The following is a 21,151-nucleotide window of genomic DNA, read 5'->3' as shown; positions in this document are numbered from 1 at the left end:
GCCGGTCGGCGGGGCGCGGGCGGCGCACACTGGACGCCGTGATGGATGACGCGACGCGGTACCGGGCGGTGTCGAGCCGGGACGCCAGGTTCGACGGCGAGTTCTTCTTCGCGGTGACCACGACCGGGATCTACTGCCGGCCGAGCTGCCCCGCGGTCACCCCGAAGCGGGCCAATGTGCGGTTCTACCCGTCGGCCGCCGCCGCGCAGGCCGGGGGCTTCCGGGCCTGCCGGCGCTGCCGCCCCGACGCCGTACCGGGGTCGGCCGCCTGGAACGCCCGCGCCGACCTCGTCGGCCGCGCCGTCCGGCTGATCGGGGACGGCGTGGTCGACCGCGAAGGCGTCGCCGGGCTCGCCAGGCGCCTGGGGTACAGCACCCGGCAGGTGCAGCGGCAGCTGACCGCCGAGCTGGGCGCAGGACCGGTGGCCCTGGCGCGGGCGCGGCGCGCGCACACCGCGCGGGTGCTGCTCCAGACCACCGCGCTGCCGGTCACCGAGCTGGCCTTCGCCGCCGGCTTCGCCAGCATCCGGCAGTTCAACGCCACCATGCGGGAGATCTACGCCGGGACACCGCGCGAACTGCGGGCCTCCGCCACCGCCTGCGCCCGGCGCACCACCGGCCCCGCGCCCGGCGGGATCCCGCTGCGGCTCGCCTTCCGCGGCCCGTACGCGGCCACCGAAGTCTTCGACTTCCTGGCGGCCGGTGCGGTGGCGGGGGTGGAGGAGATCCGCGGCCCGCGCGGCTGCCGCACCTACCGCCGCACGCTGCGGCTGCCGTACGGGACCGCCGTGGCCGAGGCCGACGAGCGCACCGGCCACCCGCCGCGGCGCGGCCCGCGGACCGGACCGGCGTGCCCGCCGCGCGGCGCCAGGGGCGGCTGGCTGGAGGGCCGGCTGCGGCTGACCGACCCGCGCGATCTGGCCACCGCCGTCCAGCGCCTTCGCCGGCTCTTCGACCTGGACGCCGACCCGTACGCGGTGGCCGAACGGCTGGGCACCGACCCGCTGCTCGGCCCGCTGGTCGCGGCCCGCCCCGGACTGCGCTCGCCGGGCGCCGCCGACCCCGGGGAACTGGCCCTGCGCACGGTCATCGGCGGCCCGCCGCAGCGCGCCGCCGAGCTGGTCAAGGCGTATGGAAAGCCGCTGGACGCCGCGGACGGCGGCCTCACCCACGTCTTCCCGACCGCCGCGGAGCTGGCGGGTGCCGCCGTGCCCGAGCCGGTGCGCGCACTGTGCGCGGCGCTCGCCGACGGCAGGCTCGTACTGGACGCGGGCGCGGACCGGGACGCCGCCGAGCGGGCCCTGCGGCAGCTGCCGGGGGTCGGCGCGCGGGCTGCCGCGTACATCAGGATGCGGGCCCTGGGCGACCCGGACGCGGGCCCGGACGGCGCGGCCGGCGCCTGGCGGCCCTGGCGGGCGTACGCCCTGCACCACCTGTGGGCCGCCGGGCGCCTCACGGCGGCGGAGTGGCCCCCGCGCTGCGGTGTCCGTCCCTGACCGGGAGCGGTCGCTACGCGTCCCCGGAATCAGGGGAGTTGAGGGCGATGGCCCCGGCGGGGCAGAGGCCGACGGCCATCCGGGCGGCGGCCAGGTGACCGGGGGCAGGCGCGGGGCGCAGGAGCACCACCAGACCTTCCTCGTCGTCCTGGTCGAAGACCTCGGGAGCCGTCAGGGCGCACATACCGGCGCCGGCGCAGCGCGCACGGTCGACGCTCAGCCGGATCGCTGTCACGGCTGTTCCTTGTCCCAGGTGACGGGCAGGGCGACCACCCCGTAGATGTTGGCGTGTTCGCGCAGCGGCACCTCCTGCGGCGGCACCGCGAGGCGCAGCGAGGGGAAGCGGGCGAAGAGCGCGGGGAAGGCGACGGCCATCTCGACGCGGGCGAGCTGCTGGCCCAGGCACTGGTGGGCGCCGTGTCCGAAGGCCAGGTGCCCGGTGGCCTTGCGGTGGATGTCGAGCCGGTCGGGGTCGGGGAACCTGTGCGGGTCGCGGTTGGCGGCCTGCACGGAAACGGTCACCGTCTCGCCCGCCCTGATGAGTTGACCCGCCACCTCGACGTCCTCCAGCGCCGCCCGCGGAATCGGGTCGGCCACGCTGAGGTAGCGCAGCAGCTCCTCCACGGTCTGCTCGGCGAGCGCGGGGTCGGCGCGCAGGGCGTCCAGTTGGGCGGGGTTGCTGAGCAGGGCGAAGGTGCCGAGGCCGAGCATGTTCGCGGTGGTGTCGAGCCCGGCGGCGAGCAGCACCCCACCCACTCCGGCCAGTTCCTCATCCGTGAGACCTGAGGTGGTGAGATCGCTGAGCAGGTCGTCGGTGGGCTCGGCGCGCTTGGCGGTCACGAGTTCGCTCAGGAACGCTTCGACGGCGGCGTATGCCTCGCCCTTTGCCTCCATGCCCGCGGTCTGGTCGAAGAGGGTCGCCACCTGGCCCTGGAACCGGTCCCGGTCGGCGTAGGGCACACCGAGCAGCTCGCAGATCATGAGCGCGGGCACCGGCCGCGCGAACGCCTCCACCAGGTCGGCGGTGGGCCCGGCCTGTTCCATGGCGTCCAGGCACGCGGTGGTGAACTGCTCGACGCGCTCGGCGAGTTGACGCATCCTGCGGACGGTGAACTTGCCGGTGAGCAGCCGCCGGTAGCGGGTGTGCTCGGGGGCGTCGAGGCCGAGGAAGTCGCCGACCGGGGCCGGCGGCAGCTCGTTCGGCAGGCCCGGCATCGCCATCGGCAGGTGCATGAGTTCGTAGCGCGAGCTGAACCGCGGGTCGGACAGGACCGCGCGGGCCGCGGCGTGCCCGGTGGCCAGCCAGCCCAGGTGCCCGTCGGCGTGGCGCAGGCGGCGCAGCGGCTTCTCGCTCAGCGCGGTGAGTGCGGCGGGCGGGCCGAAGGGGCAGCCGGTGTGCCGGTCGGTGGGCAGCGTGGGCGGCTCTTCGACGGTGGCGTCGGCGGGTGTCGGGTCGTACGGCATGGGGTCCTCCAGAGTGCGGTGAGCGTACTGAAGTGGCAGGTGGCGAAAGGGAGTTACCGCTTGACGCCGGCCTTGGGGCGCACGGGCTCAGGCGCGGCGGATGATGATGTCGCCGGTCGCGGTCCTGGCGTGCACCTCGACGGTCTCGTCGGAGTCCGCCGGCCCGGCGGCGGAGCCGAGCGAGTTGCGTACCGTGCCGTACTTGGGGTGCAGGTCGAGCCAGGCGGCGGTGCCCTCGTGGATGCCCACTTCGAGGTCGCCGACGGAGGTGTGCAGGTCGATCCGGCCGCGGGCGGCGTCGCCGACGCGGATGCGGCCGTTGGCGGTCACCGCGTCGACCCCGGCGTGGGCGACACCGATCTCGATCCGGCCGTTGGCGGCCTTGGCGCCGACGTCGCTGTGCGCGATGCCGACGGTGATGTCGCCGTTGGCCGCGTTGGTCTTCAGGGCGCCGGTGACCTCGCCGATCTCGGTCGCGCCGTTGCCGTTCTTGACGGTCGCCGCGCCGGTGACCGTGCCGACCTCGACCCGGCCCATGCCGGTGACCTCGATGTCCCCGGTCGAGCGGGCCAGGCGGATGTCGCCGGTAGCGGTCCTGAGGTCGGCGCCGGCCGCCTCCTCGACCTGGAGGTCGCCGAGCCCGGTCTTGAGCGTGACGTCCCCGACGCGGCCTTCGCAGTGGAAGTTGCCCATGCCCGTGGTGCCCCGGACTTCGGATCCGGCGGGCAGTTCGATGCTCACCTCGATGGCGCCCGGCTTGCCGAACAGGGACCGCCTCTTGGGTGTCTTGACGGCGAGGCGACCGCCGGAGCAGCTGACCTGGGTCTCCTGCACGGCGCGTACGTCCTTGTCGTCGGAGCCGTTGCGCGGCAGCACCTCGACGACCGTGTCGGTGCGCTTGCCCGCGGTGATGCGGGCGGTGCCGCACTCCAACTCCAGGGTGACGGTGATCGGTTCGGGGGTCTCGTAAGAAGGCATGGCGCTTCCGTCCTCTTGGCTCAGGTGGTTGATCCCGCTGGTGAGGCGGGTGAGAAGTGACGTCGGCGGGATCGGCGATCCGCCGGTGAAAGGGGGGTGGGGTCAGCGGACCCAGCCGGTGAAGCCCCGGCCGCCCGATTCCTTGCCGCGGCCCTGCGGGTTCGCGCGCTGCCCGCCGTCGAGGGTGGTGGACACGGCCCGCACCAGCCAGGCGTTGACCGACAGGCCATCCGCCGCCGCGGCGTCCTCGGCGCGGGCCTTGAGGTGGGCGGGGAGGCGGAAGTTGATCCGCGCCATGGTGCCGTCGTCGGTGTCGGCGGACGGCGGCAGCACGGTCGCGGCGGGTTCGTCGACCGGCTCCCGCGCCTCCCGGAACGGCTCGGGGGCGGGCGGCGCCGTCACCACGAACTCCGGGTCGATTCCGCGCAGCCGCACGTCGACCGAGCCGGGCGCCAGCTCCCGCGTGACCTCGACCATGGCGGCGGACAGCGCGTTGAGCAGGGTCAGCCGGGTGGCGGATTCCAGGGGGGCGGTGAGCCGCTCGGCGAGGGCGCGGGCGTCGTCGCCGCCGGCGTCCGCGGCGACGGCCAGCTCTTGCCGGAGGTTGTCGACGTAGGGCGTGAGGTCCATGGTGCCATCATGGCGCATCGATGGCGCCATGGCTAGCCGTGGCGGCGTCTTTCTGGTGCATACGCCGCTGACCTGGGGTTTCTTCGGTGAATTGGTGTGTCATGGTGCCGCGTTGGCGGTGTGATGGCTTGTGGCGGCGCCATCGCGATGCCACGGTAACGCCATCGGGGTGACGGGCTGGCGCCACCAGGGTGAGGGCTGGCGTCATCGAGGCCGAACGGCGACCCGAGTCCGTCGCACGTGAACGGCGCCCGCCACCGGGATCACGCCCACCCCGCGATGACCACACCCGCCCAGGCTCCCGCCACCAGCAGGCAGGCCAGAAGTTCGATCAGCACGCTCAGGCCGACGGCGCGCAGGGCCGTGCGGGTGGCGGCCCAGGCGTCGCCGTGGCTGCCGAGCCGGACCCGCTCCAGCAGGTAGTGCGCGCCGATCGCGAACAGCGGGGCGCCGATGAGGGGGATCAGGAAGAAGCCGACGATCCCGGCGGCGCCCGCGGCGAACAGTGTCCGGTACGGCGTGCCCGCCGCCCGCAGGTTGCGGGTGGGCAGCAGCCATTTCAGGGCCTGGTTGAGCAGCAGCACGGCGGTCGCGGCGATCAGCACCGTCCAGGCGGCCGACGACTGCTCGGTCATCGCCCACCACAGCACGCCCGCCCACACGATCGGCGGCCCGGGGACGCCGGGAATCAGCACCCCGAACAGCCCGAGCAGCAGGACAAGTCCGACCGCGACCAGCTGCCACGCGCTCATGCGCCGGCCTCACTCCGTCCGCCGGCCGCCGGGCACGTCCGGCGCAGCGCCTTCCCGGTCACGCCCGGCACACCGCACGCTCTCATGGCCCAAGCCTGCCGGACGCGGCCCGCCCGCGCTTCCCGGGCGGCCGTCCCTGCTGTGGCGGGTGCCGCACCCTCAGCGGGACAGCCACCCCCGCTCGTACGCCTGCCAGCCCAGCTGCATCCGAGTGGTCACACCGGCCAGTTCCATCAGGTTCCGCACCCGCCGCTGGACGGTGCGCAGGCCGAGGCCGAGCTGTTTGGCGGCGCTCGCGTCCGTCAGCCCGGCCAGCAGCAGGGACAGCACTTCGAGGTCGGCGCCGTCCGGGTGGCCCGGATGCTCCTCGTGACAGGCGCGGTCGGCGGTGAGCCGCAGCGGCACGGCCTGCCGCCAGACCGCCTCGAACAGGCCCAGCAGGCATTCCAGCAGCCCGCTGCCGTGCACCACCAGCGCAGCCGGTTCGGCCAGCGCGGCGGCGCGGGGGGTGAGCGGCACCATCGCCAGCGCACGGTCGGCGATGACCAGCTTGGTGGGCACCTCGTCCACCGCCCGTACCCGCTCCTCGCGCCGCAGCGCGGCGGTCAGGCCCGCGAGGCCGTCCGGCGCGGACAGCACACCCCGTTCGATGACCACGCGGTAGTCGACGCCCCGCTCGGCGGCCCGCTCCTCGGCGTCGTTCTGCACGCCGGTGACCGCCGTCGGTGTGCTGGTGACCAGCGCGCAGACCTCTTCCGCCGCACCGAGCTGGAGCTGGAGGAAGCGGTGGGCCACCGCACCCGCCCCGGTGACCACCTCCACCAGGTCGTGCACGGCGGGTTCGGTGGCCTGGCCCCTGAACTCCTCGGCGAGCACCGCGGCGGCCAGCTCCGCCCGGTCGAGTTCGTGCCGCTGCTGGGTGAGCAGGGCGCCCAGTGCCACGGCGGGCGGCGCGGCCACCCAGCGGCCCGGCCGGGTGGACGACGGGGCGGCGAGGCCCTGCCGTTCCAGGTGGCGCAGGGTGCGGACGGTGTCGTCCTCGGTGAGCGCCAACCGGGCCGCCAGGTAGGGGACTTCGGCGGCGCCCAGGCCGACCAGCGCCCGATAGGCGGTCTCCTGGGCCTCGTCGAGACCTATCGCACTGAGCATCCGATGCCGCCCTCTCCCCATCTGCCGTCCCGCTGCCGCGCGTTGACCTGGCCGCCGCACCGGCCCGGGAGCTGGCGGGAAGGAGCCACGGCGCAATCCCGCCGCGGACATCATCCCCGCGGCCCCCCGCGCTCTGCCAGGGTGTCGGCACCGCAGCAGCAGTCGGCACCAGTTGGGGATGGGGATGGCAATGCGTTCTGGCTCGTCGAACGGCTCGTTCCGGTGGCGAAGACGGCAGGGGGACGACACCGACGCACGGAACGGTCCCGGCACCCGCACACGGCGGCGCGGCCGGGCCGCCACACGTACCGGCCTGGGGGCGGCCGTCGCCGTCGCCCTGGCCACCGCTCTGGCCGTGCCGTCCCAGGCGCAGCCCGCGGCCGGTACGCACACACCACGGACGACGGAAGCGCGGCCGGTCACCGGCGACCGGGCGCCCGTCGGCAAGGGCGCGACCGCCGCCACCGTCACGCTGGTCACCGGCGACCGGGTCCAGCTGCGCACCGACGCCAAGGGCCGCAGCAGCGCCTTCGTACTGCCCCGCGCGGACGGCAGCCGTCCGTCCGTGCAGACCCGCCAGTCGGGCAAGGACCTGTACGTCTACCCGGACACCGCCGCCGGGGCGCTGGCCCGCGGGCGGGTGGACGAGGAACTGTTCAACGTCAGCGGCCTCGTCCGGCAGGGCTACGACGACGCGCACCGCAGCGCGTTGCCGCTGATCGCGACGTACGGCGGCGCGGTCGACGTGACCCGCGCGGTGCCCGGCCTGCCGCGGGGCGCGAAGCGCGGCAGCGTGCTCGGCGTCATCGACGGAGTCGCGCTGTCCGCCGACAAGAAGCGGGCAGGCGACTTCTGGCAGGACCTCGGCGCCGGCCGGGCACGCGCCGCGGGCGGCCTGCGCAAACTCTGGCTCGACCGGAAGGTGCACACCACGCTCGACCGGTCGACGAAGCAGGTCAACGCGCCACGGGCCTGGGCCGCCGGGCTCGACGGCAAGGGCACCGACGTCGCGGTCCTTGACACCGGCGTCGACGCGGAACACCCCGACCTCAAGGGCCGGATCACCGGCAGCAAGAACTTCACCGACGACGCGAGCATCGACGACGTGCAGGGACACGGCACGCACACCGCGTCGACGGTCGGCGGCAGCGGCGCGGCGAGCGACGGCAAGAAGAAGGGCGTCGCGCCCGGCACCGGGCTGCTGATCGGCAAGGTGCTCGACGACACCGGCTCCGGGGCCACGTCGTGGATCATCTCCGGCATGCAGTGGGCGGTGGACCAGCACGCCGACGTCGTGTCGATGAGCCTGGGCTCGCCCGAAGCCACCGACTGCACCGACCCGATGGGGCAGGCGGCGCAGGAGTTCGCCAAGAACACCAAGACCCTGTTCGTGGTCGCGGCGGGCAACGCGGGCCCCGCCAAACCGTCGGTGTCATCGCCCGGTTGCGCACCCGGCGTGCTGACCGTCGGGGCCGTCGACCGCGACGAGAGCACCGCGCCGTTCTCCAGCCGGGGCCCGGTGCTCACCACCCACACCCTCAAGCCGGAGATCGCCGCGCCCGGCGTCGGCATCTCGGCGGCCTCCGCCGGTGGCCGCGGTGCCCTCGCCTACCGCGCCATGTCCGGCACGTCGATGGCCACCCCGCACGTCGCGGGCGCCGCGGCCGTGGTGCGCCAGGCGCACCCCGACTGGACGGCCCAGCAGGTCAAGTCGGCCCTGGTGTCCTCCGCGCAGAACGGCGCCGGCACCCGTGAGGCGAAGGCGTTCGGCGGCGCCGACGAGATCGGCGCGGGACGGCTCGACGTGGCCGCCGCCGCGACGCAGCCGGTGCTGGCGGCCCCCGCCGTCCAGGGCGGGGACTTCAGCTGGCCGCAGGACCCGTCCGACCGCACGTCCGTCGACGTCCCGTACACCAACACCACGGACAAGGACGTGCAGTTGAAGCTCACGGTCGGCGAGGTGCAGGGGAACGACGGCAGCACCGTCACCTCCACCCCCGCCCGGCTCGGCGCGTCCCGCGTCACCGTGCCCGCCGGAAAGACCGTCACCGTGCCGCTGCAGCTCGACCCGTCCGCGCACCTGACGAAGGGCCAGTACGGCGACCTCAGCGGCCGGGTGCTGGCCACCGCCGCGCACGGGGTGCGGGTGACGGTGCCGTTCACCCTGTACGTCCAGCCGGAGACCGTCACCCTCCGGGTCAAGATGACCGACCGGGCGGGCACACCCGCGGCCGGTGCCTCCTCGCTCGACGTGGTGTCCACCGACACCGCGACCGGCGAGCGGCGGGTCAACGACGGCGCGGCCGAACAGCGCTTCCAGCTCCGGCCCGGCGCCTACCTCATCAGCGGATTCGTCGAGACCGGCGACGCGTCCCTCAGCTACCTCGCGCACCCCGAGTTCCGCCTGACCAAGGACACCACCCTGGTCCTTGACGCCCGGCAGGCCCACCGGCTGACGGTCCGCACCGACCGCGCCGGCGAGGCACGCAGGACCGTCCTGTCCTACGGCCGCTGGTGGGACGACACCTGGGTGACGGCAGGCACCGCGAGCACCACCAAGGCGGGACAGGAGGTCTACGCGGCGGTCAACGGCCGTGCCCGCAAGGGCGGTTACGAATTCAGCAGCAATTGGCGCACCTACGGGACGGACGCCGCGAAGGGCACCGGCCACGGCTCGGCCGCCGGGCAGCCGTACGTCTACAACCTGACCTTCCCCGAGGACGGGCCGGTCGGCTCCGCCCGCACCTACCGGGTGCGCGACAAGGGCCTGGCCGCCGTACGGACCGACTACCACGCCCTGGGCAAACCGGCCGACTACCTGGACCTGCTGGCGATCCGCCCCGCCTGGAACCCGCAGGACCAGGTGGACGTCGGGCTCTTCGACCCGGTCCATGTGCCGGGCACCCGCACCGAGCTCTACACGCCGGGCACGTCCTGGCAGCACTCGGTCCTCACCTCCATGCCGTTCGGCGCCCTGCTCACCGACCGCGACCGCAGCTACCGCGCGGGCGAACAGCGCACCGACGAGTGGTTCGGCGGGGTGCTGCGGCCCACCGCACCGCTGAACGAGGACGGGTCGTTGCAGCTCGCCGCCGAACGGCAGGGCAACCTCATGGGCTTCGGCCCCGGATTCTGGAACGACGGCTCGGGCGACCACTGGTCGCCTGGCGCCTCCTTCGGCGACATCGGCAACCTGGAACTGCGCCGCGACGGCAAGGTGGTCGGCACCAGCTCGTTCCCGAACGGCGTATTCGAGGTACCGGCGGAAGAAGCGGCGTACACGCTGCGGCGCGACACCCAGAAGATCCCCACATCGGACCGCAACTGGCTGCGCTCCCAGGAGACTTCCACCACCTGGACGTTCCGCTCCCACCTGGAGGAGGACGTGGAGTCCCGGGGCCTGCCGCTCCTGTTCCCCGACTACGGCGTCCCGGAGGACGGCAACAACACCCTGCCCGCCACCGACGGCCAGCAGATCACCCTCGCCGCCGACGGCCACGCCGGATACACCCCGGGCGACCTCACCAAGGCCGCGCTGTCCTACTCCTACGACGGCGGAAAGACCTGGACCGCCGCCCCGACCGCACAGCACGACGGCACGTGGAAGGCCACCGTCGACCACGCCGGCGCGACGGGCAAACAGGTCACACTCAAGGCCGAACTGACCGATTCCCACGGCAACGCGGTCAGCCAGACCGTGGTCCGCGCCTATGACGTGCGCTGACCTGTGAACTCCGCCGGGCGGCCACCTGTGGGGGTGGCCGCCCGGCGGAATGCGCCTTCGCACCCCGTTTCCCGGGCCGCCCCGCTGTGCAGAATCCGTCCATGAACCAGCAGGGTGCACGACGTGGCCACGAGGACCACTGGTGGCGGCAGCTGTACGGCGAAGCCGACACCGGCAGGGAAGCCGCCGCCCCCGGAGCCCCGAACGGCCGCGCCCCGCACCCGCCGCCCCGCGACACCGGTCCCGGAAAATCCCCCGACACCCTGGACGAACGGGTCAACTCCGCACTCCGGACGGTCGGTTGCCCACCGCGACCCGCCCCGCCCGCACCCGTCGCATCCCGGGCCGCTCCGGCCCGAGCCGCCTCCGTCTCCGCCCCCTCGACGCCCGACGCCCCGCCCCCCGACGTACCACCGCCCCCGGACACCCCCGCACCCCCTGCCGACGACGAGCCCACCACCCGCATCCGGCGTACCGCCACCACCACCCCACGCGACGCCGTCGCCGCCCCGCGGGCGAGCCCGCTCCCCGCCCCTCGCGGCGCGCCGCCCCCGCACCCGGCCGTCGGCTTCATCGGGGACCGGCCGCCGACCTACGCACCCGAGCCGGTGGCGCTGCCGCCCGCCGACCCGGAGGCGCTCGGCGAACTGGTGCCCGACACGGTCCTGGACGGCGCCCAGTACGGCTCGCTCACCCTCAGAGCCGCGTCGCAGCGCGGGGACTCCGCCCGCTACCGGGGCGAACCCCGCCGCGACGCACTGCTCATCTCCCGCTTCGGCACCGGCCGGCACACCCTGATCCTGGTCGCCGTCGGCACCGGCACACCCGCTGTCGCCGGCGCCCACCGCGCCGCGCACGACGCCTGCGCCTGGATCGGCGGCGCGGTCGGCCGCAGTTGCCCCCATCTGGCCGATGACCTGCGCACCGACAACCGCAGCGCACTCAAGTCCGGGCTGCAACGGCTCACCGACCGCGGCTACGGCAGGCTGCGGTCCCGCGCCGCCGAGCTGGACCGCGCCCCGCAGGAGTACACGGCGTCGCTGCGCTGCCTGCTGCTGCCCGCCGACCCGGAGTGCCGGCTGCGGGTCTTCTTCGGCGTGGGCGAGGGCGGCACCCTACGGCTGGACGGCGACGGCTGGCAGGACCTGGAGCCCACACCCTTGGACCCCGGGGCGCCGCCCGCCGAAGACCCTTCCTCCGGCGCGCCCGAGCCCGCGCGCCCCGACCCGTTCGTCTTCGGCACCGTCACCGCCCGCCGCGGCGACACCCTGCTGCTGTGCAGCGCCGGTCTCGCCGAGCCGCTCGCCGACGAGCCCGCGTTCGCCTCCCGCCTCGCCACCGACTGGTCGGCCCCGGAACCGCCCGGCCTCACCGCCTTCCTCGCCACCGCACAGATACGCGTCAAGGGCCACGCCAAGGACCGCACCGCCGTCACCGTGTGGGACACCTAGGGCCGCCCGATCCGAACGAGAGGCTCTGGTCAGGGAACGACGGCGACGCCATACGGGTGAGCCGCCCCGGCGCGGGTACCAGGCGATGGCGGGCGGGCCGCGCGGCCAGCGGAGGCGGAGCGCGGGCGCTCGTGGGTTGATGAGGAGGGAACCGCCCACCGAAGGCGTCGAAGGAGCGAGCGCGACATGGCGAAGCAGACCGTGGCCGAGCAATTCGTGGACATCCTGGTGCGGGCCGGCGTACAGCGGCTGTACGGGGTCGTCGGCGACAGCCTGAACCCCGTCGTCGACGCCATCCGCCGCACCCCAGACCTCGACTGGATCCAGGTCAGACACGAGGAGACCGCCGCGTTCGCCGCCGGGGCCGAGGCGCAGATCACCGGCAGACTCGCGGCCTGCGCCGGTTCCTGCGGGCCGGGCAACCTGCACCTGATCAACGGCCTCTACGACGCCCACCGGTCCATGGCCCCGGTGCTCGCCCTCGCCTCGCAGATCCCGTCGAGCGAGATCGGCACCGGCTACTTCCAGGAGACCCACCCCGACCGGCTGTTCGCCGAATGCAGCCACTACAGCGAGCTGATCTCCAGCAGGCAGCAGATGCCGCGGGTCCTCCAGACCGCCATCCAGCACGCCGTCGGACAGAGCGGCGTCTCGGTCGTCTCGCTGCCCGGCGACATCGCCGCCGAGGCCGCACCCGACCGCGCCGTCGAGCACGCCCTGGTCACCTCGCGCCCCTCGGTGCGCCCCGGCGACGCCGAGATCGACCGGCTGGCCGAGATGATCGACGCGGCCGGCAAGGTCACCCTGTTCTGCGGCAGCGGCACGGCGGGCGCGCACGCCGAGGTGATGGATTTCGCCGAGCGGATCAAGGCCCCGGTCGGGCACGCGCTGCGCGGCAAGGAGTGGATCCAGTACGACAACCCGTACGACGTCGGCATGAGCGGCCTGCTGGGCTACGGTGCGGCGTACGAGGCGACCCACGAGTGCGATCTGCTGATCCTGCTCGGCACGGACTTCCCGTACAACGCGTTCCTGCCGGACGACGTCAAGATCGTCCAGGTCGATGTACGCCCCGAACACCTGGGCAGGCGCTCCAAACTCGACCTCGCCGTCTGGGGAGACGTCCGCGAGACGCTGCGCTGCCTGACACCCAAGGTGCAGATCAAGTCACAGCGCACCTTCCTCGACCGGATGCTCAAGAAGCACGCCGACGCACTGGAAGGCGTGGTCAGCGCCTACACCCGCAAGGTCGAGAAGCACATCCCGATCCACCCCGAATTCGTGGCGTCGGTCCTGGACGAAGAGGCCGCCGACGACGCGGTGTTCACCGTCGACACCGGTATGTGCAACGTCTGGGCGGCCCGCTACCTGAGCCCCAACGGCCGTCGCAGGGTGATCGGTTCGTTCACCCACGGATCGATGGCGAACGCGCTGCCGCAGGCCATCGGCGCCCAGTTCATCGACCGCGGGCGGCAGGTCGTGTCGATGTCGGGCGACGGCGGATTCACCATGCTGATGGGCGACTTCCTGACCCTGGTCCAGTACGACCTGCCGGTCAAGGTCGTGCTGTTCAACAACTCATCGCTGGGCATGGTGGAGCTGGAGATGCTGGTCGCCGGCCTCCCCTCGTACGGCACCACCAACCACAACCCGGACTTCGCGGCGCTCGCCCGTGCGGCCGGCGCGCACGGCGTGCGGGTGGAGAAGCCCAAGCAGCTGCGCGGCGCGCTGCGGGACGCGTTCGCGCACAAGGGCCCGGCGCTGGTCGACATCGTCACCGACCCCAACGCGCTGTCCATCCCGCCGAAGATCAGCGCCGAGATGGTGTCCGGCTTCGCGCTGTCGGCCGGCAAGATCGTGCTGGACGGCGGAGTCGGCCGGATGCTCCAGATGGCGCGCTCCAACCTCCGGAATATTCCCCGGAGATGACATCCCGCCATACGGCATCCGGCCTGCTGATGGCCGGATCCGGCGCCCTTCCACATGCCCCGGGGCCCGCCGCGGCGGAACCTTGAAACGGCAAGCATGTCGCCTTGCCCCGTGGGCATGCATCACCGTGAGGCTGTTCGAGAGAGCGGTCCTGAGGGGACGTTCGGGGCGGGGGAGATGATGCGGCAGCCTGTGTGGCGCCAGGAGCGGGACGGACGGGAACGGACGACCGGGGGGAGCCGGGGGACGGCAGTTGCCGCATGCGAACCGTGGGTGATGGAGTGCAAGGTCCAGGAAGCTGACCTGAGCGCGGTGGCCGACGTACGCAGGGAGCTACGCCGGATGCTGAGCCGCTGGGCCGCACCGTCGCACGGCGATATATCGGACATCGCGTCGTTATTGATCAGTGAGTTGGTCACCAACGCCCTCGTGCACACCACGGGCGGCGCCGTCGTCACCGCGACGGTCACCGACCGGCTGCGCGTCGAGGTCCGCGACTGCGCCACCACCCGCCCGGAGCCGCGGGCGCCGACCGGTGACGGTACGTCGGGCCGTGGCCTGTTCCTGGTCCGCACCCTCGCCGACGCCTGGGGCGTACGCACCCACGGCCTCGGCAAAAGCGTCTGGTTCGAGCTGGGCGGACCGGCCTGACCCGGTGACGTGAGGCCGGGCGGGCCCGCCGTATCTCAGCCGAACTGCCGCTCGATCGCGGCGAGTTTCTCCTCCAGGGAGTCCAGCCGGGGGAGGGTCTGGGTGTCGTCCTCCGCCGTGAGGTCGAAGGACTGCGGACGGGGGGCGGCGGGGTCGCCATCGGCGCCGCTCACCGCCTTGAGGGCAGGCCGGGAACGCAACGGCAGTTCCCCCGCGGGCAGCGAGGGCGGTCCGTCGGTTATGGCGGGGTCAGGACCCGGCACGTCCGCGGTCGCGGTGGCCGTCGCCCCCTGGGGCACCGCCAGCTGACGCCCCTGCCTGCCGACGCCCCAGGAGCGGTGCTGCCGGTTGATGGCCTTGATCCTGGCCCGGTCGAGCTTGCCCTGCTCCCGCCTGCGCAGCCGGTTCCGCTCCTTCTCCTTGCGGTCCTCCCTGACCTCTTCGACGGCCTCGTCCAGCGACCGCACCCCCTCCAGCAGCATCAGCGACCAGGCGGCGAAGGTCTCCCGAGGGGCCCGCAGCCAGCGCACGATCCGGATCTGCGGCAGCGGGCGGGGCACCAGACCCTGCTCGCGCAGCGCCGCCCGCCGGGTCTGCTTCAGCGCCCGGTCGAAGAGCACCGCGGCCGACAGCGACATCCCGGCGAAGAACTGCGGCGCGCCCGCGTGGTCGAGCCCCCGGGGCGCGTGCACCCAGTTGAACCAGGCAGCCGCACCGGCGAACGTCCACACCAGCAGACGCGAGCCGAGCGCCGCGTCACCGTGGCTGGCCTCACGCACGGCGAGCACCGAGCAGAACATCGCCGCACCGTCGAGCCCGAACGGCACCAAATACTCCCAGCCTCCGGAGAGGTTGAGGTTCTGCACACCGAAGCCGACCAGACCGTGGAAGGACAGCGCCGCGGCGACCGCGGCACAGCAGAACAGCAGCAGGTACGAGGCCATGGCGTAGACGGCTTCCTTGCGGCGCCTGCGGTCCTCGCTGCGCTCCCAGGAGTCATCACCGGACGGACGGCCCGCCGAGCGCCTGCCGCGCGCGACCACCGCGACAGCCACCAGGATGCCGACGAGCAGCAGTGCCGCCGGAACCAGCCAATCCAGCGATATGTCGGTCATTCTCATTCCGGGATTCCTTGCCTCGCGTTCCGCGCTTCCGCGCGCCATTCTGGCGGAACGCCCGGCCGGTACAGGGGGATTCGGCACAAGAGCACGCCAATGAGCGCGATGAAGCGGGCATGCACCACTTTGGCGTCGAACTCCTGGACGTGACAGGCGAGTTGAGTTCGAAGGAAGTCACCCTGACGGGTGGGTGCGTGGGCCGCCCTGGCCCCCGGTCCCACGCCTCAGCCGTACGGAACCACCGCCACAGGACAGGTCACGTGATGGATGGCGGCGTGCGCGACGGGACCGATACGGGGTGCGGGAAGCAGGTGGTGCAGCCGCCGGCCGACCGCCACCAGCTCGGCTCCGGCAACGGTCCTGACCAGGGCGTGCGAGGGGCTCTCCGGCAGCACCGTCAGCTGGAGCGGTACGTCGGGGAAGCGCTCCCGCCACGGAGCCACGGCCTGGTGCAGTTCCTTCTCGGCGTCCTTGGTGACCTCCGCCGCGACGTCGGGCTCGATCCCCCAGGGCACGTAGGCGTGGACGGGAAGCGGGCGTCCGTGCAGGACCTGGAGCGGAATGCCGCGGCTCGCCGCGGCGTCGAAGGCGAAGGTGAGCAGCGCGTCGCACGGCCTTTTGAGGCCGACGCAGACGACGACTCTCGGCTCGGACGGCTGCGGCGTGCCGCGCGCGGATCCGGTCCGTGCCTCCTCCGCCGCTGCCTCCGCCGACCAACTGCCGCGGACCAGCACGACGGGCCGCTCCGCCCGGCCGATCACGTCCCAGCCGACATCGCCCAGCACGTAGCCCTCCCACGCCGTGAGGGCGCGCGATCCGAGTACCACCATCCGCGATGCGTCCGCCGCGTGCAGCAGGGCAGGCACCGCTTCGGATCCCACCAGTTCCTCCATGATCCCGAGGCCGGGGTGGCGCGTACGTACCTCTTCCACGGCCCGGCGCACGATCTGCCGGGCGCCGGCGTTCTGATCGCGCTCCGGGGGTGTGTCCTGGGCCTCGGCGGCCAGCAGGATCCAGGCGTGCAGCAGCCGCAGCACCACCTGGCGCCGGTCTGCCTCATCGGCCGCCCACCGTGCCGCGGCAAGGCTCTCCACCGACCCGTCGAGGCCCACAGCGATCGATTCCGGCTCCATGGCGTCCTTCTTCCGGTACAGGGCGAGGAGCGCAGGTCCCGGCGGACCCGCCCCGGGCACGTCAAGACTGCGCGTCGTCCCGCCCGGTGCTCAATGAGCCGACCAGCGCCGCCGGGGACCGAACGGCCCCTCCGGCCGACGGCCGTCCGGCCCCTCGGACGCGTCGTTCCGCGCCCGCGCTCACCCCCGCTGCGGCACGATGGCCACGGGGCACGCCGCATGAAAGAGCGCGGTACGGGCCACCCGCCCGAGGTGCGGGCCGCCGTGAGCGCGGGGATGTCCGCCGATGACGAGGACATCCGCGGTGGTCGAGCGGTGCATCAGCACCTTGTGCGCGGGCCCCTCGACCGCGAGGCGATGCACCGGTACCTCGGGCTGCTCGCCTGCCACTTCGTCGCGGAGGCCGTCCAGCAGCCGCCAGGCGTCCTGCTCGTGGCGGCTTCGGGCCTCCCGGTGGGGCGACGGGCCACCCGGCTCGTGCGCGGGGTGCTGCCAGGCGTGGACGGCCTCCAGCGCACAGCCGCGGGCCGCCGCCTCGCGCACGGCGAAACGCGCCGCGTCCGGCGACTCGGCCGCCTTTTCCATACCGAGCAGCACACGCGCGTGCGCCCCCGCGATGCCGGCGGGCTCCCCGCGCACCACGACCACCGGGCACGGCGCCCGGCCCGCGACGGCCAGGGTCACCGAACCCAGCAGCACCCCGGCCATCTTGCCGCGCCCCCGCCGGCCGAGCACCAGTACCGAGGCGTGGTGCCCTTCCCCGAGCAGGGCCGTGACCGGGTCGGCGGCGAGTACCTCCGTCGCGACCGCGAGGTGGGGGTGCCGGCGGCGGGCGCGTTCGGCGGCGGATCGCACGATGTCATCCGCCAGCACCTGCTCCGTGGGGCGCAGCGGACCCCGGTCCTGTGCCCCGCCCTCGTACCGTTCCCACAGGGAAGCGTGCACGATCCGGAGCGTCGCCCCGTGGCGTGCCGCTCCGTCCGCCGCCCAGTCCAGCGACCGCACAGCGGTATCCGATCCGTCCACTCCCACGACCCATGGGCGCTCCATGGCCCTCACCTCCGCTCACGCACCGGCATCCGCCGAATCGGAAGCCGTGCTGCCGATCGTGAGCGTCAGTGATCGCGATCTGTGGGAGGTGCGGCCCCGGAGACGTCCGTGTGCGCTCAACGGCGACGGCCACGGGGCCGGTGGCAGCGGCGGCTGCGGGGAGGGGCGCCGCTGCCGCCTACCAGGTGGCGGGCAGGTGCAGCGGGCTCCGGGTGATGGTGCCCAGACGCCACTCGACGGCGTCGTCCGATGTGGTCAGGCGCAGGCCGGGGAGGCGGGCGGCGAGGCGGTGCAGGCCGAGGTGCAATTCGGTGCGGGCCAGCCAGGTACCCGGGCAGTAGTGGCGGCCTCCGCCGAAAGCCAGGGTCGGGCTCTCCAGCGGTGCGAACAGGTCGCTGAAGGGATCATCCGAGAACACCGCCGGATCCCGGTTGGCCGCGGCGCGGTCGACGACGACGATCTCGCCGGCCCGGACGGTGACGCCGCCGACGTCGATGTCCTCGCCGGCCCGGAGCGGGTTGGGCCGTTCGTCGGGGTCGCCGAGCGGGATCAGGTGCAGCATGCGCTCGGTCAGAAGACGGGCCGCGGCTTCGTCGGAGCCCAGGCGGGCCCATACCTCGGGGCGCTCGCCCAGCAGGTAGAGCAGGGAGTTGCTGAGCATGGTCATCGCGGTGTCGTGGCCGCCCACCACCAGCGTGCTGACCAGGTTGACGAGCTGCGGCTCGGTGATACCCCCCTCCTCGTCGGTGGCCTGGACCAGGGAGCTGACCAGGTCAGGACCTGGTGTGTGCCGCCGCTCGTCCAGCAGCTTGATGGTGAACTCGGTGAACTCCTGGGTGGCATCGGTGGTCTTCGCCAGGTCCGTCGTGGCACCGGCGAAGGCGTGCTCGGCCCAGTGCAGCAGGCGCGCGTTGTCGACGTCATGGACGCCCGTCAGCCTGCGCATGACCGCGATGGGCAGCGGCTGGGTGTAGTGGGTGACCAGGTCTGTTGGCGAGCCGTGGTCGACGAGCGCGTCGAGCAGCTGGTCGACGACGGCGGCCACCCACGGTGCCATGCGCGCGATCGCACGGGGGCTGAACGCGCGCTGGATGGCACGGCGCAGCCGGAGGTGCTGGTCGTCGTGCACATTGGCGACCGCGTCGGGGGCGTCCACCAAGTTGGTGATGTCGTCGTCCGGCGCGGGCGGCGCGTCACGTTGGAAGGTGGCGTGGTTGATGACGAAGCGGACGTCGGTGTAGCGGCTGAAGTGCCAGGCAGGGGTGCCGTCGGGCAGGGTCGTGCGCCGGGGTGGTGCGGGCTCGGCGGTGGTCAGACGGTGCAGGGGGAGGACGGAGTCGGTGGTGGGCATGCATCTCCCGTCGGCGCGCCGGAGCGGCGGGCTGTTGACGTGGCCGGTTCGTTGTCGCCGACCGCACCGTGGATCCAACGGCCGGGCCGTGCGCGAAGCCGTGCGTGGTCAGGGGCCCCGCGCTCGCCGCGGGCCGGATGCGGGCCCTGGCCTGTTCACGCACCGACTCACGCTGCCGGTTCGATGCGCGTTCGGCTGGGGATCTTTCGCCGGGCCCCGGGGCCGGAGCCTGCCGGAGGTCCCCGGTCATCCTGACCGCAGTAGTCGATCAAGTGCCAATGGATCATGGGGAATTCACCCACACGTGGGGTGTTCGCCGAGCAGGGCTGGCCCCGGGCCCTGGAGGGCGCCTCCCGCCTGCGGTGACGGTCAACTGCCCGTCACCGCACGGGCATTGCCCCTCAGTAGTCGCTCCTCATCGCCCTGCGCACTTCGCCGAGCGTGGTGTCGGCCACGTCCCTGGCCCGCTCGTTGCCTTCGCGCAGTACCCGGCGGAGGTAGCCGCGGTCCTGTGCGTACCGGGCGCGGCGGGCCCGGATCGGCGCCAGGTACTCGTTGACGGCTTCGGTGACGGTCTTCTTCAGGGCGGCGGCTCCCGAGGAGCCGATGCCGTCGGCGATCTGCTGGGGTGTGCTGCCCTGGCAGAGGGCGGCGAGCAGCAGGAGTGAGGACACCTCGGGGCGGGTGGCCGGGGCGTAGGTGATGTGGCGCTCGGAGTCGGTCCTGGCGCGCCGGATCAGTGCGGCGGTCTCGTCGGCGTCGGCGGCCAGGGCGATGGCGTTGCCCCGGCTCTTGCTCATTTTGGTGCCGTCGGTGCCGAGCAGCAGCGGCGCGTTCGACAGCAGGGCGTCGGGCTCGGGGAACACCGGACCGCCGGTGCCGTAGCGGTCGTTGAAGCGGCGCGCGATGGTCCGGGTGAGCTCGAGGTGGGGGAGCTGGTCCTGGCCGACCGGCACGAGATTGGCCTTGCAGAAGAGGATGTCGGCCGCCTGATGGGCGGGGTAGGTGAACATCAGGCCGCTGACGGAGGACTGCCGCGAGTGGGCGATCTCGTCCTTGACCGTGGGATTCCGGCTCAGCTCGGCGACCGAAACCAGGCTGAGGAACGGCAGCAGCAGCTGGTTGAGCGCGGGAACGGCGCTGTGCGTGAAGATCGTGCTGCGGTTCGGATCCACGCCGATGGCGAGATGGTCGAGTACCAGTTCCTCGACGTGCCCGGTGAGGTTGTCCGCCACGTCGCGGTCGGTCAGCACCTGGTAGTCCGCGATGATCACGAACATGTCCACGCCGAGGTCCTGGAGCCGTACCCGGTTGTGGAGGGTGCCGAAGTAGTGGCCCACGTGCAGCCGCCCGGTCGGGCGGTCGCCGGTCAGCACGCGGAAGCGCCCCGGGTCTTCCTGGATGAGCTTCTCCAGCTCCGCGCTGCGGGCTTGCGCGGCGGACGTCCCGATCGCATCCGCCGGTGAACCGGCTGCGGGGGATTCGGTGCCCGGGGTCGGGGAAGTGGTGATCACGAACTCTCCTGGTCTGGGTCGCTGCCGTCATCGGGACGGCGAACCCCTGATCCAGGGAGGACGAAAGGGCCGTCCGGTGAACGGCCCGGTCATGCGTGAGAGGTGGCCGCTCCTACGAGGAGCGCCACCAGGTCAGGCATGAAGAACGATGCATGCACACATCATAACGTCGGCCGTCCGCAGCGGCAGGCGCATCCGCGGGCCGTCGAGCGCCGCGACGGCTCACTTCCCGGGGCTCGCGTCCGGTGTCCAGGCGGCGATCAGGTCGAGCAGGCCGGGGAAGCGGGTGTTGAGGTCGTCGACGCGTACGTGGCTGCGGCGCTCCAGGCCGTACTGGCGCTGCCGGGTGATGCCGGCATCGCGCAGGGCGCGGAAGTGATGGGTGAGCGAGGACTTCGGGCGGTCGAGCCCGAACCAGCCGCAGGGGTGGTCGAATTCCTCGCGTTCCACCAGGAGTGCGTGCACGATGCCCATCCGCAGGGGGTCGCTCAGGGCTCCGAGCACGGTTTCCAGGCGGAGGTCGGCCACGGCGGGTTCCGGCAGCGGTTCCGGCAGGCCGGGGGGTTCCGGCAGGACCTTGATGACGGACTCCGGAGGCTCGGTGGACGGCATGGCCACCCCTTTCTTGCGACGTCACCCGTAAGTACGAGTTCGATCGTACTGCATGCTAAGTTCGATTCAACTCGTACTGGACGGTGGAGGGAATGCCCATGTCGGTGAGTCCAACGGTGCCCCGGGGCGCGGTGCGTGAGCGGGATGCT

At 73.1% G+C, this 21,151-nt stretch carries 17 protein-coding genes; 5 read left to right on the top strand and 12 right to left on the bottom strand.

Annotation, left to right across the window (positions count from 1 at the left end; genetic code table 11):
• Positions 1-41: 41 nt before the first annotated feature.
• Complete coding sequence (locus tag ACGFNI_RS09615; RefSeq protein WP_393682145.1) at positions 42-1,496, top strand: DNA-3-methyladenine glycosylase 2 family protein; 1,455 nt, start codon at positions 42-44, stop codon at positions 1,494-1,496.
• A gap of 13 nt (positions 1,497-1,509) precedes the next feature.
• Here the strand turns inward: ACGFNI_RS09615 and ACGFNI_RS09610 are convergent, their stop codons facing one another.
• From ACGFNI_RS09610 to ACGFNI_RS09585, 6 genes are all read right to left on the bottom strand, one after another.
• Positions 1,510-1,722 (bottom strand): ferredoxin, encoded by a 213-nt coding sequence (locus ACGFNI_RS09610; protein ID WP_393682209.1) that lies wholly within the window; start codon positions 1,720-1,722, stop codon positions 1,510-1,512.
• A 5-nt stretch (positions 1,723-1,727) separates the two neighbouring features.
• A complete protein-coding gene (locus ACGFNI_RS09605) occupies positions 1,728-2,960 on the bottom strand; it encodes a cytochrome P450 (RefSeq protein ID WP_393682143.1) in 1,233 nt (410 codons plus the stop codon).
• A gap of 87 nt (positions 2,961-3,047) precedes the next feature.
• Positions 3,048-3,938, bottom strand: a complete 891-nt coding sequence (locus tag ACGFNI_RS09600) for a DUF4097 domain-containing protein (RefSeq protein ID WP_393682142.1) — start codon at positions 3,936-3,938, stop codon at positions 3,048-3,050.
• 102 nt (positions 3,939-4,040) lie between these two features.
• On the bottom strand, positions 4,041-4,568 hold the full coding sequence (locus ACGFNI_RS09595; protein ID WP_393682141.1) for a hypothetical protein: 528 nt from the start codon (positions 4,566-4,568) through the stop codon (positions 4,041-4,043).
• 263 nt (positions 4,569-4,831) lie between these two features.
• A complete protein-coding gene (locus tag ACGFNI_RS09590) occupies positions 4,832-5,320 on the bottom strand; it encodes a DUF456 domain-containing protein (protein ID WP_393682140.1) in 489 nt (162 codons plus the stop codon).
• A gap of 159 nt (positions 5,321-5,479) precedes the next feature.
• Complete coding sequence (locus ACGFNI_RS09585) at positions 5,480-6,469, bottom strand: helix-turn-helix transcriptional regulator (RefSeq protein ID WP_393682139.1); 990 nt, start codon at positions 6,467-6,469, stop codon at positions 5,480-5,482.
• A 184-nt stretch (positions 6,470-6,653) separates the two neighbouring features.
• Here ACGFNI_RS09585 and ACGFNI_RS09580 point away from each other — a divergent pair, with 184 nt between their 5' ends.
• The 4 genes from ACGFNI_RS09580 (at position 6,654) to ACGFNI_RS09565 (ending at position 14,224) form a co-directional block, all read left to right on the top strand.
• A complete protein-coding gene (locus tag ACGFNI_RS09580) occupies positions 6,654-10,193 on the top strand; it encodes a S8 family serine peptidase (RefSeq protein ID WP_393682138.1) in 3,540 nt (1,179 codons plus the stop codon).
• A gap of 101 nt (positions 10,194-10,294) precedes the next feature.
• Entirely contained in the window at positions 10,295-11,644 is a 1,350-nt protein-coding gene (locus ACGFNI_RS09575; protein WP_393682137.1) for a protein phosphatase 2C domain-containing protein, read from the top strand.
• A 186-nt stretch (positions 11,645-11,830) separates the two neighbouring features.
• Positions 11,831-13,573, top strand: coding sequence for a pyruvate dehydrogenase (locus tag ACGFNI_RS09570; RefSeq protein ID WP_393682136.1), 1,743 nt, complete (start codon positions 11,831-11,833; stop codon positions 13,571-13,573).
• Positions 13,574-13,849: 276 nt separating this feature from the next.
• Entirely contained in the window at positions 13,850-14,224 is a 375-nt protein-coding gene (locus tag ACGFNI_RS09565) for an ATP-binding protein (protein ID WP_393682134.1), read from the top strand.
• Between the two features lie 35 nt (positions 14,225-14,259).
• On the opposite strand, the gene ACGFNI_RS09560 is transcribed toward ACGFNI_RS09565, so the two are convergent.
• The 6 genes from ACGFNI_RS09560 to ACGFNI_RS09535 form a co-directional block, all read right to left on the bottom strand.
• Positions 14,260-15,345, bottom strand: a complete 1,086-nt coding sequence (locus tag ACGFNI_RS09560) for a DUF2637 domain-containing protein (RefSeq protein WP_393682133.1) — start codon at positions 15,343-15,345, stop codon at positions 14,260-14,262.
• 221 nt (positions 15,346-15,566) lie between these two features.
• Positions 15,567-16,475, bottom strand: a complete 909-nt coding sequence (locus ACGFNI_RS09555) for a universal stress protein (RefSeq protein WP_393682132.1) — start codon at positions 16,473-16,475, stop codon at positions 15,567-15,569.
• 180 nt (positions 16,476-16,655) lie between these two features.
• Positions 16,656-17,525 carry a universal stress protein gene (locus ACGFNI_RS09550; protein WP_393682130.1) on the bottom strand — a complete coding sequence of 290 codons (870 nt, stop codon included), beginning with the start codon at positions 17,523-17,525 and terminating at the stop codon, positions 16,656-16,658.
• Between the two features lie 178 nt (positions 17,526-17,703).
• Positions 17,704-18,876 carry a cytochrome P450 gene (locus tag ACGFNI_RS09545; protein ID WP_393682129.1) on the bottom strand — a complete coding sequence of 391 codons (1,173 nt, stop codon included), beginning with the start codon at positions 18,874-18,876 and terminating at the stop codon, positions 17,704-17,706.
• Positions 18,877-19,277: 401 nt separating this feature from the next.
• Positions 19,278-20,327: a tryptophan--tRNA ligase gene (trpS, locus tag ACGFNI_RS09540; RefSeq protein ID WP_393682207.1), complete on the bottom strand. Its 1,050-nt coding sequence runs from the start codon at positions 20,325-20,327 to the stop codon at positions 19,278-19,280.
• A 285-nt stretch (positions 20,328-20,612) separates the two neighbouring features.
• The gene (locus tag ACGFNI_RS09535; protein ID WP_393682128.1) at positions 20,613-21,002 is read right to left on the bottom strand and encodes an ArsR/SmtB family transcription factor; all 390 of its coding nucleotides are present in this window, start codon (positions 21,000-21,002) and stop codon (positions 20,613-20,615) included.
• Positions 21,003-21,151: the final 149 nt, after the last annotated feature.

Source organism: Streptomyces sp. NPDC048644 (genome assembly GCF_043199105.1).
Lineage (GTDB): Bacteria > Actinomycetota > Actinomycetes > Streptomycetales > Streptomycetaceae > Streptomyces.
This window is presented reverse-complemented; position numbering and strand designations above follow the sequence as displayed.

Coding starts and splice junctions, on each gene's coding strand:
- ACGFNI_RS09560 (WP_393682133.1), bottom strand. CDS start 15,345: ATGAGAATGACCGACATATCGCTGGATTGGCTGGTTCCGGCGGCACTG.
- ACGFNI_RS09550 (WP_393682130.1), bottom strand. CDS start 17,525: ATGGAGCGCCCATGGGTCGTGGGAGTGGACGGATCGGATACCGCTGTG.
- ACGFNI_RS09570 (WP_393682136.1), top strand. CDS start 11,831: ATGGCGAAGCAGACCGTGGCCGAGCAATTCGTGGACATCCTGGTGCGG.
- ACGFNI_RS09555 (WP_393682132.1), bottom strand. CDS start 16,475: ATGGAGCCGGAATCGATCGCTGTGGGCCTCGACGGGTCGGTGGAGAGC.
- ACGFNI_RS09545 (WP_393682129.1), bottom strand. CDS start 18,876: ATGCCCACCACCGACTCCGTCCTCCCCCTGCACCGTCTGACCACCGCC.
- ACGFNI_RS09605 (WP_393682143.1), bottom strand. CDS start 2,960: ATGCCGTACGACCCGACACCCGCCGACGCCACCGTCGAAGAGCCGCCC.
- ACGFNI_RS09585 (WP_393682139.1), bottom strand. CDS start 6,469: ATGCTCAGTGCGATAGGTCTCGACGAGGCCCAGGAGACCGCCTATCGG.
- ACGFNI_RS09575 (WP_393682137.1), top strand. CDS start 10,295: ATGAACCAGCAGGGTGCACGACGTGGCCACGAGGACCACTGGTGGCGG.
- ACGFNI_RS09590 (WP_393682140.1), bottom strand. CDS start 5,320: ATGAGCGCGTGGCAGCTGGTCGCGGTCGGACTTGTCCTGCTGCTCGGG.
- ACGFNI_RS09615 (WP_393682145.1), top strand. CDS start 42: ATGGATGACGCGACGCGGTACCGGGCGGTGTCGAGCCGGGACGCCAGG.
- ACGFNI_RS09535 (WP_393682128.1), bottom strand. CDS start 21,002: ATGCCGTCCACCGAGCCTCCGGAGTCCGTCATCAAGGTCCTGCCGGAA.
- ACGFNI_RS09595 (WP_393682141.1), bottom strand. CDS start 4,568: ATGGACCTCACGCCCTACGTCGACAACCTCCGGCAAGAGCTGGCCGTC.
- ACGFNI_RS09580 (WP_393682138.1), top strand. CDS start 6,654: ATGGCAATGCGTTCTGGCTCGTCGAACGGCTCGTTCCGGTGGCGAAGA.
- ACGFNI_RS09565 (WP_393682134.1), top strand. CDS start 13,850: ATGGAGTGCAAGGTCCAGGAAGCTGACCTGAGCGCGGTGGCCGACGTA.
- ACGFNI_RS09600 (WP_393682142.1), bottom strand. CDS start 3,938: ATGCCTTCTTACGAGACCCCCGAACCGATCACCGTCACCCTGGAGTTG.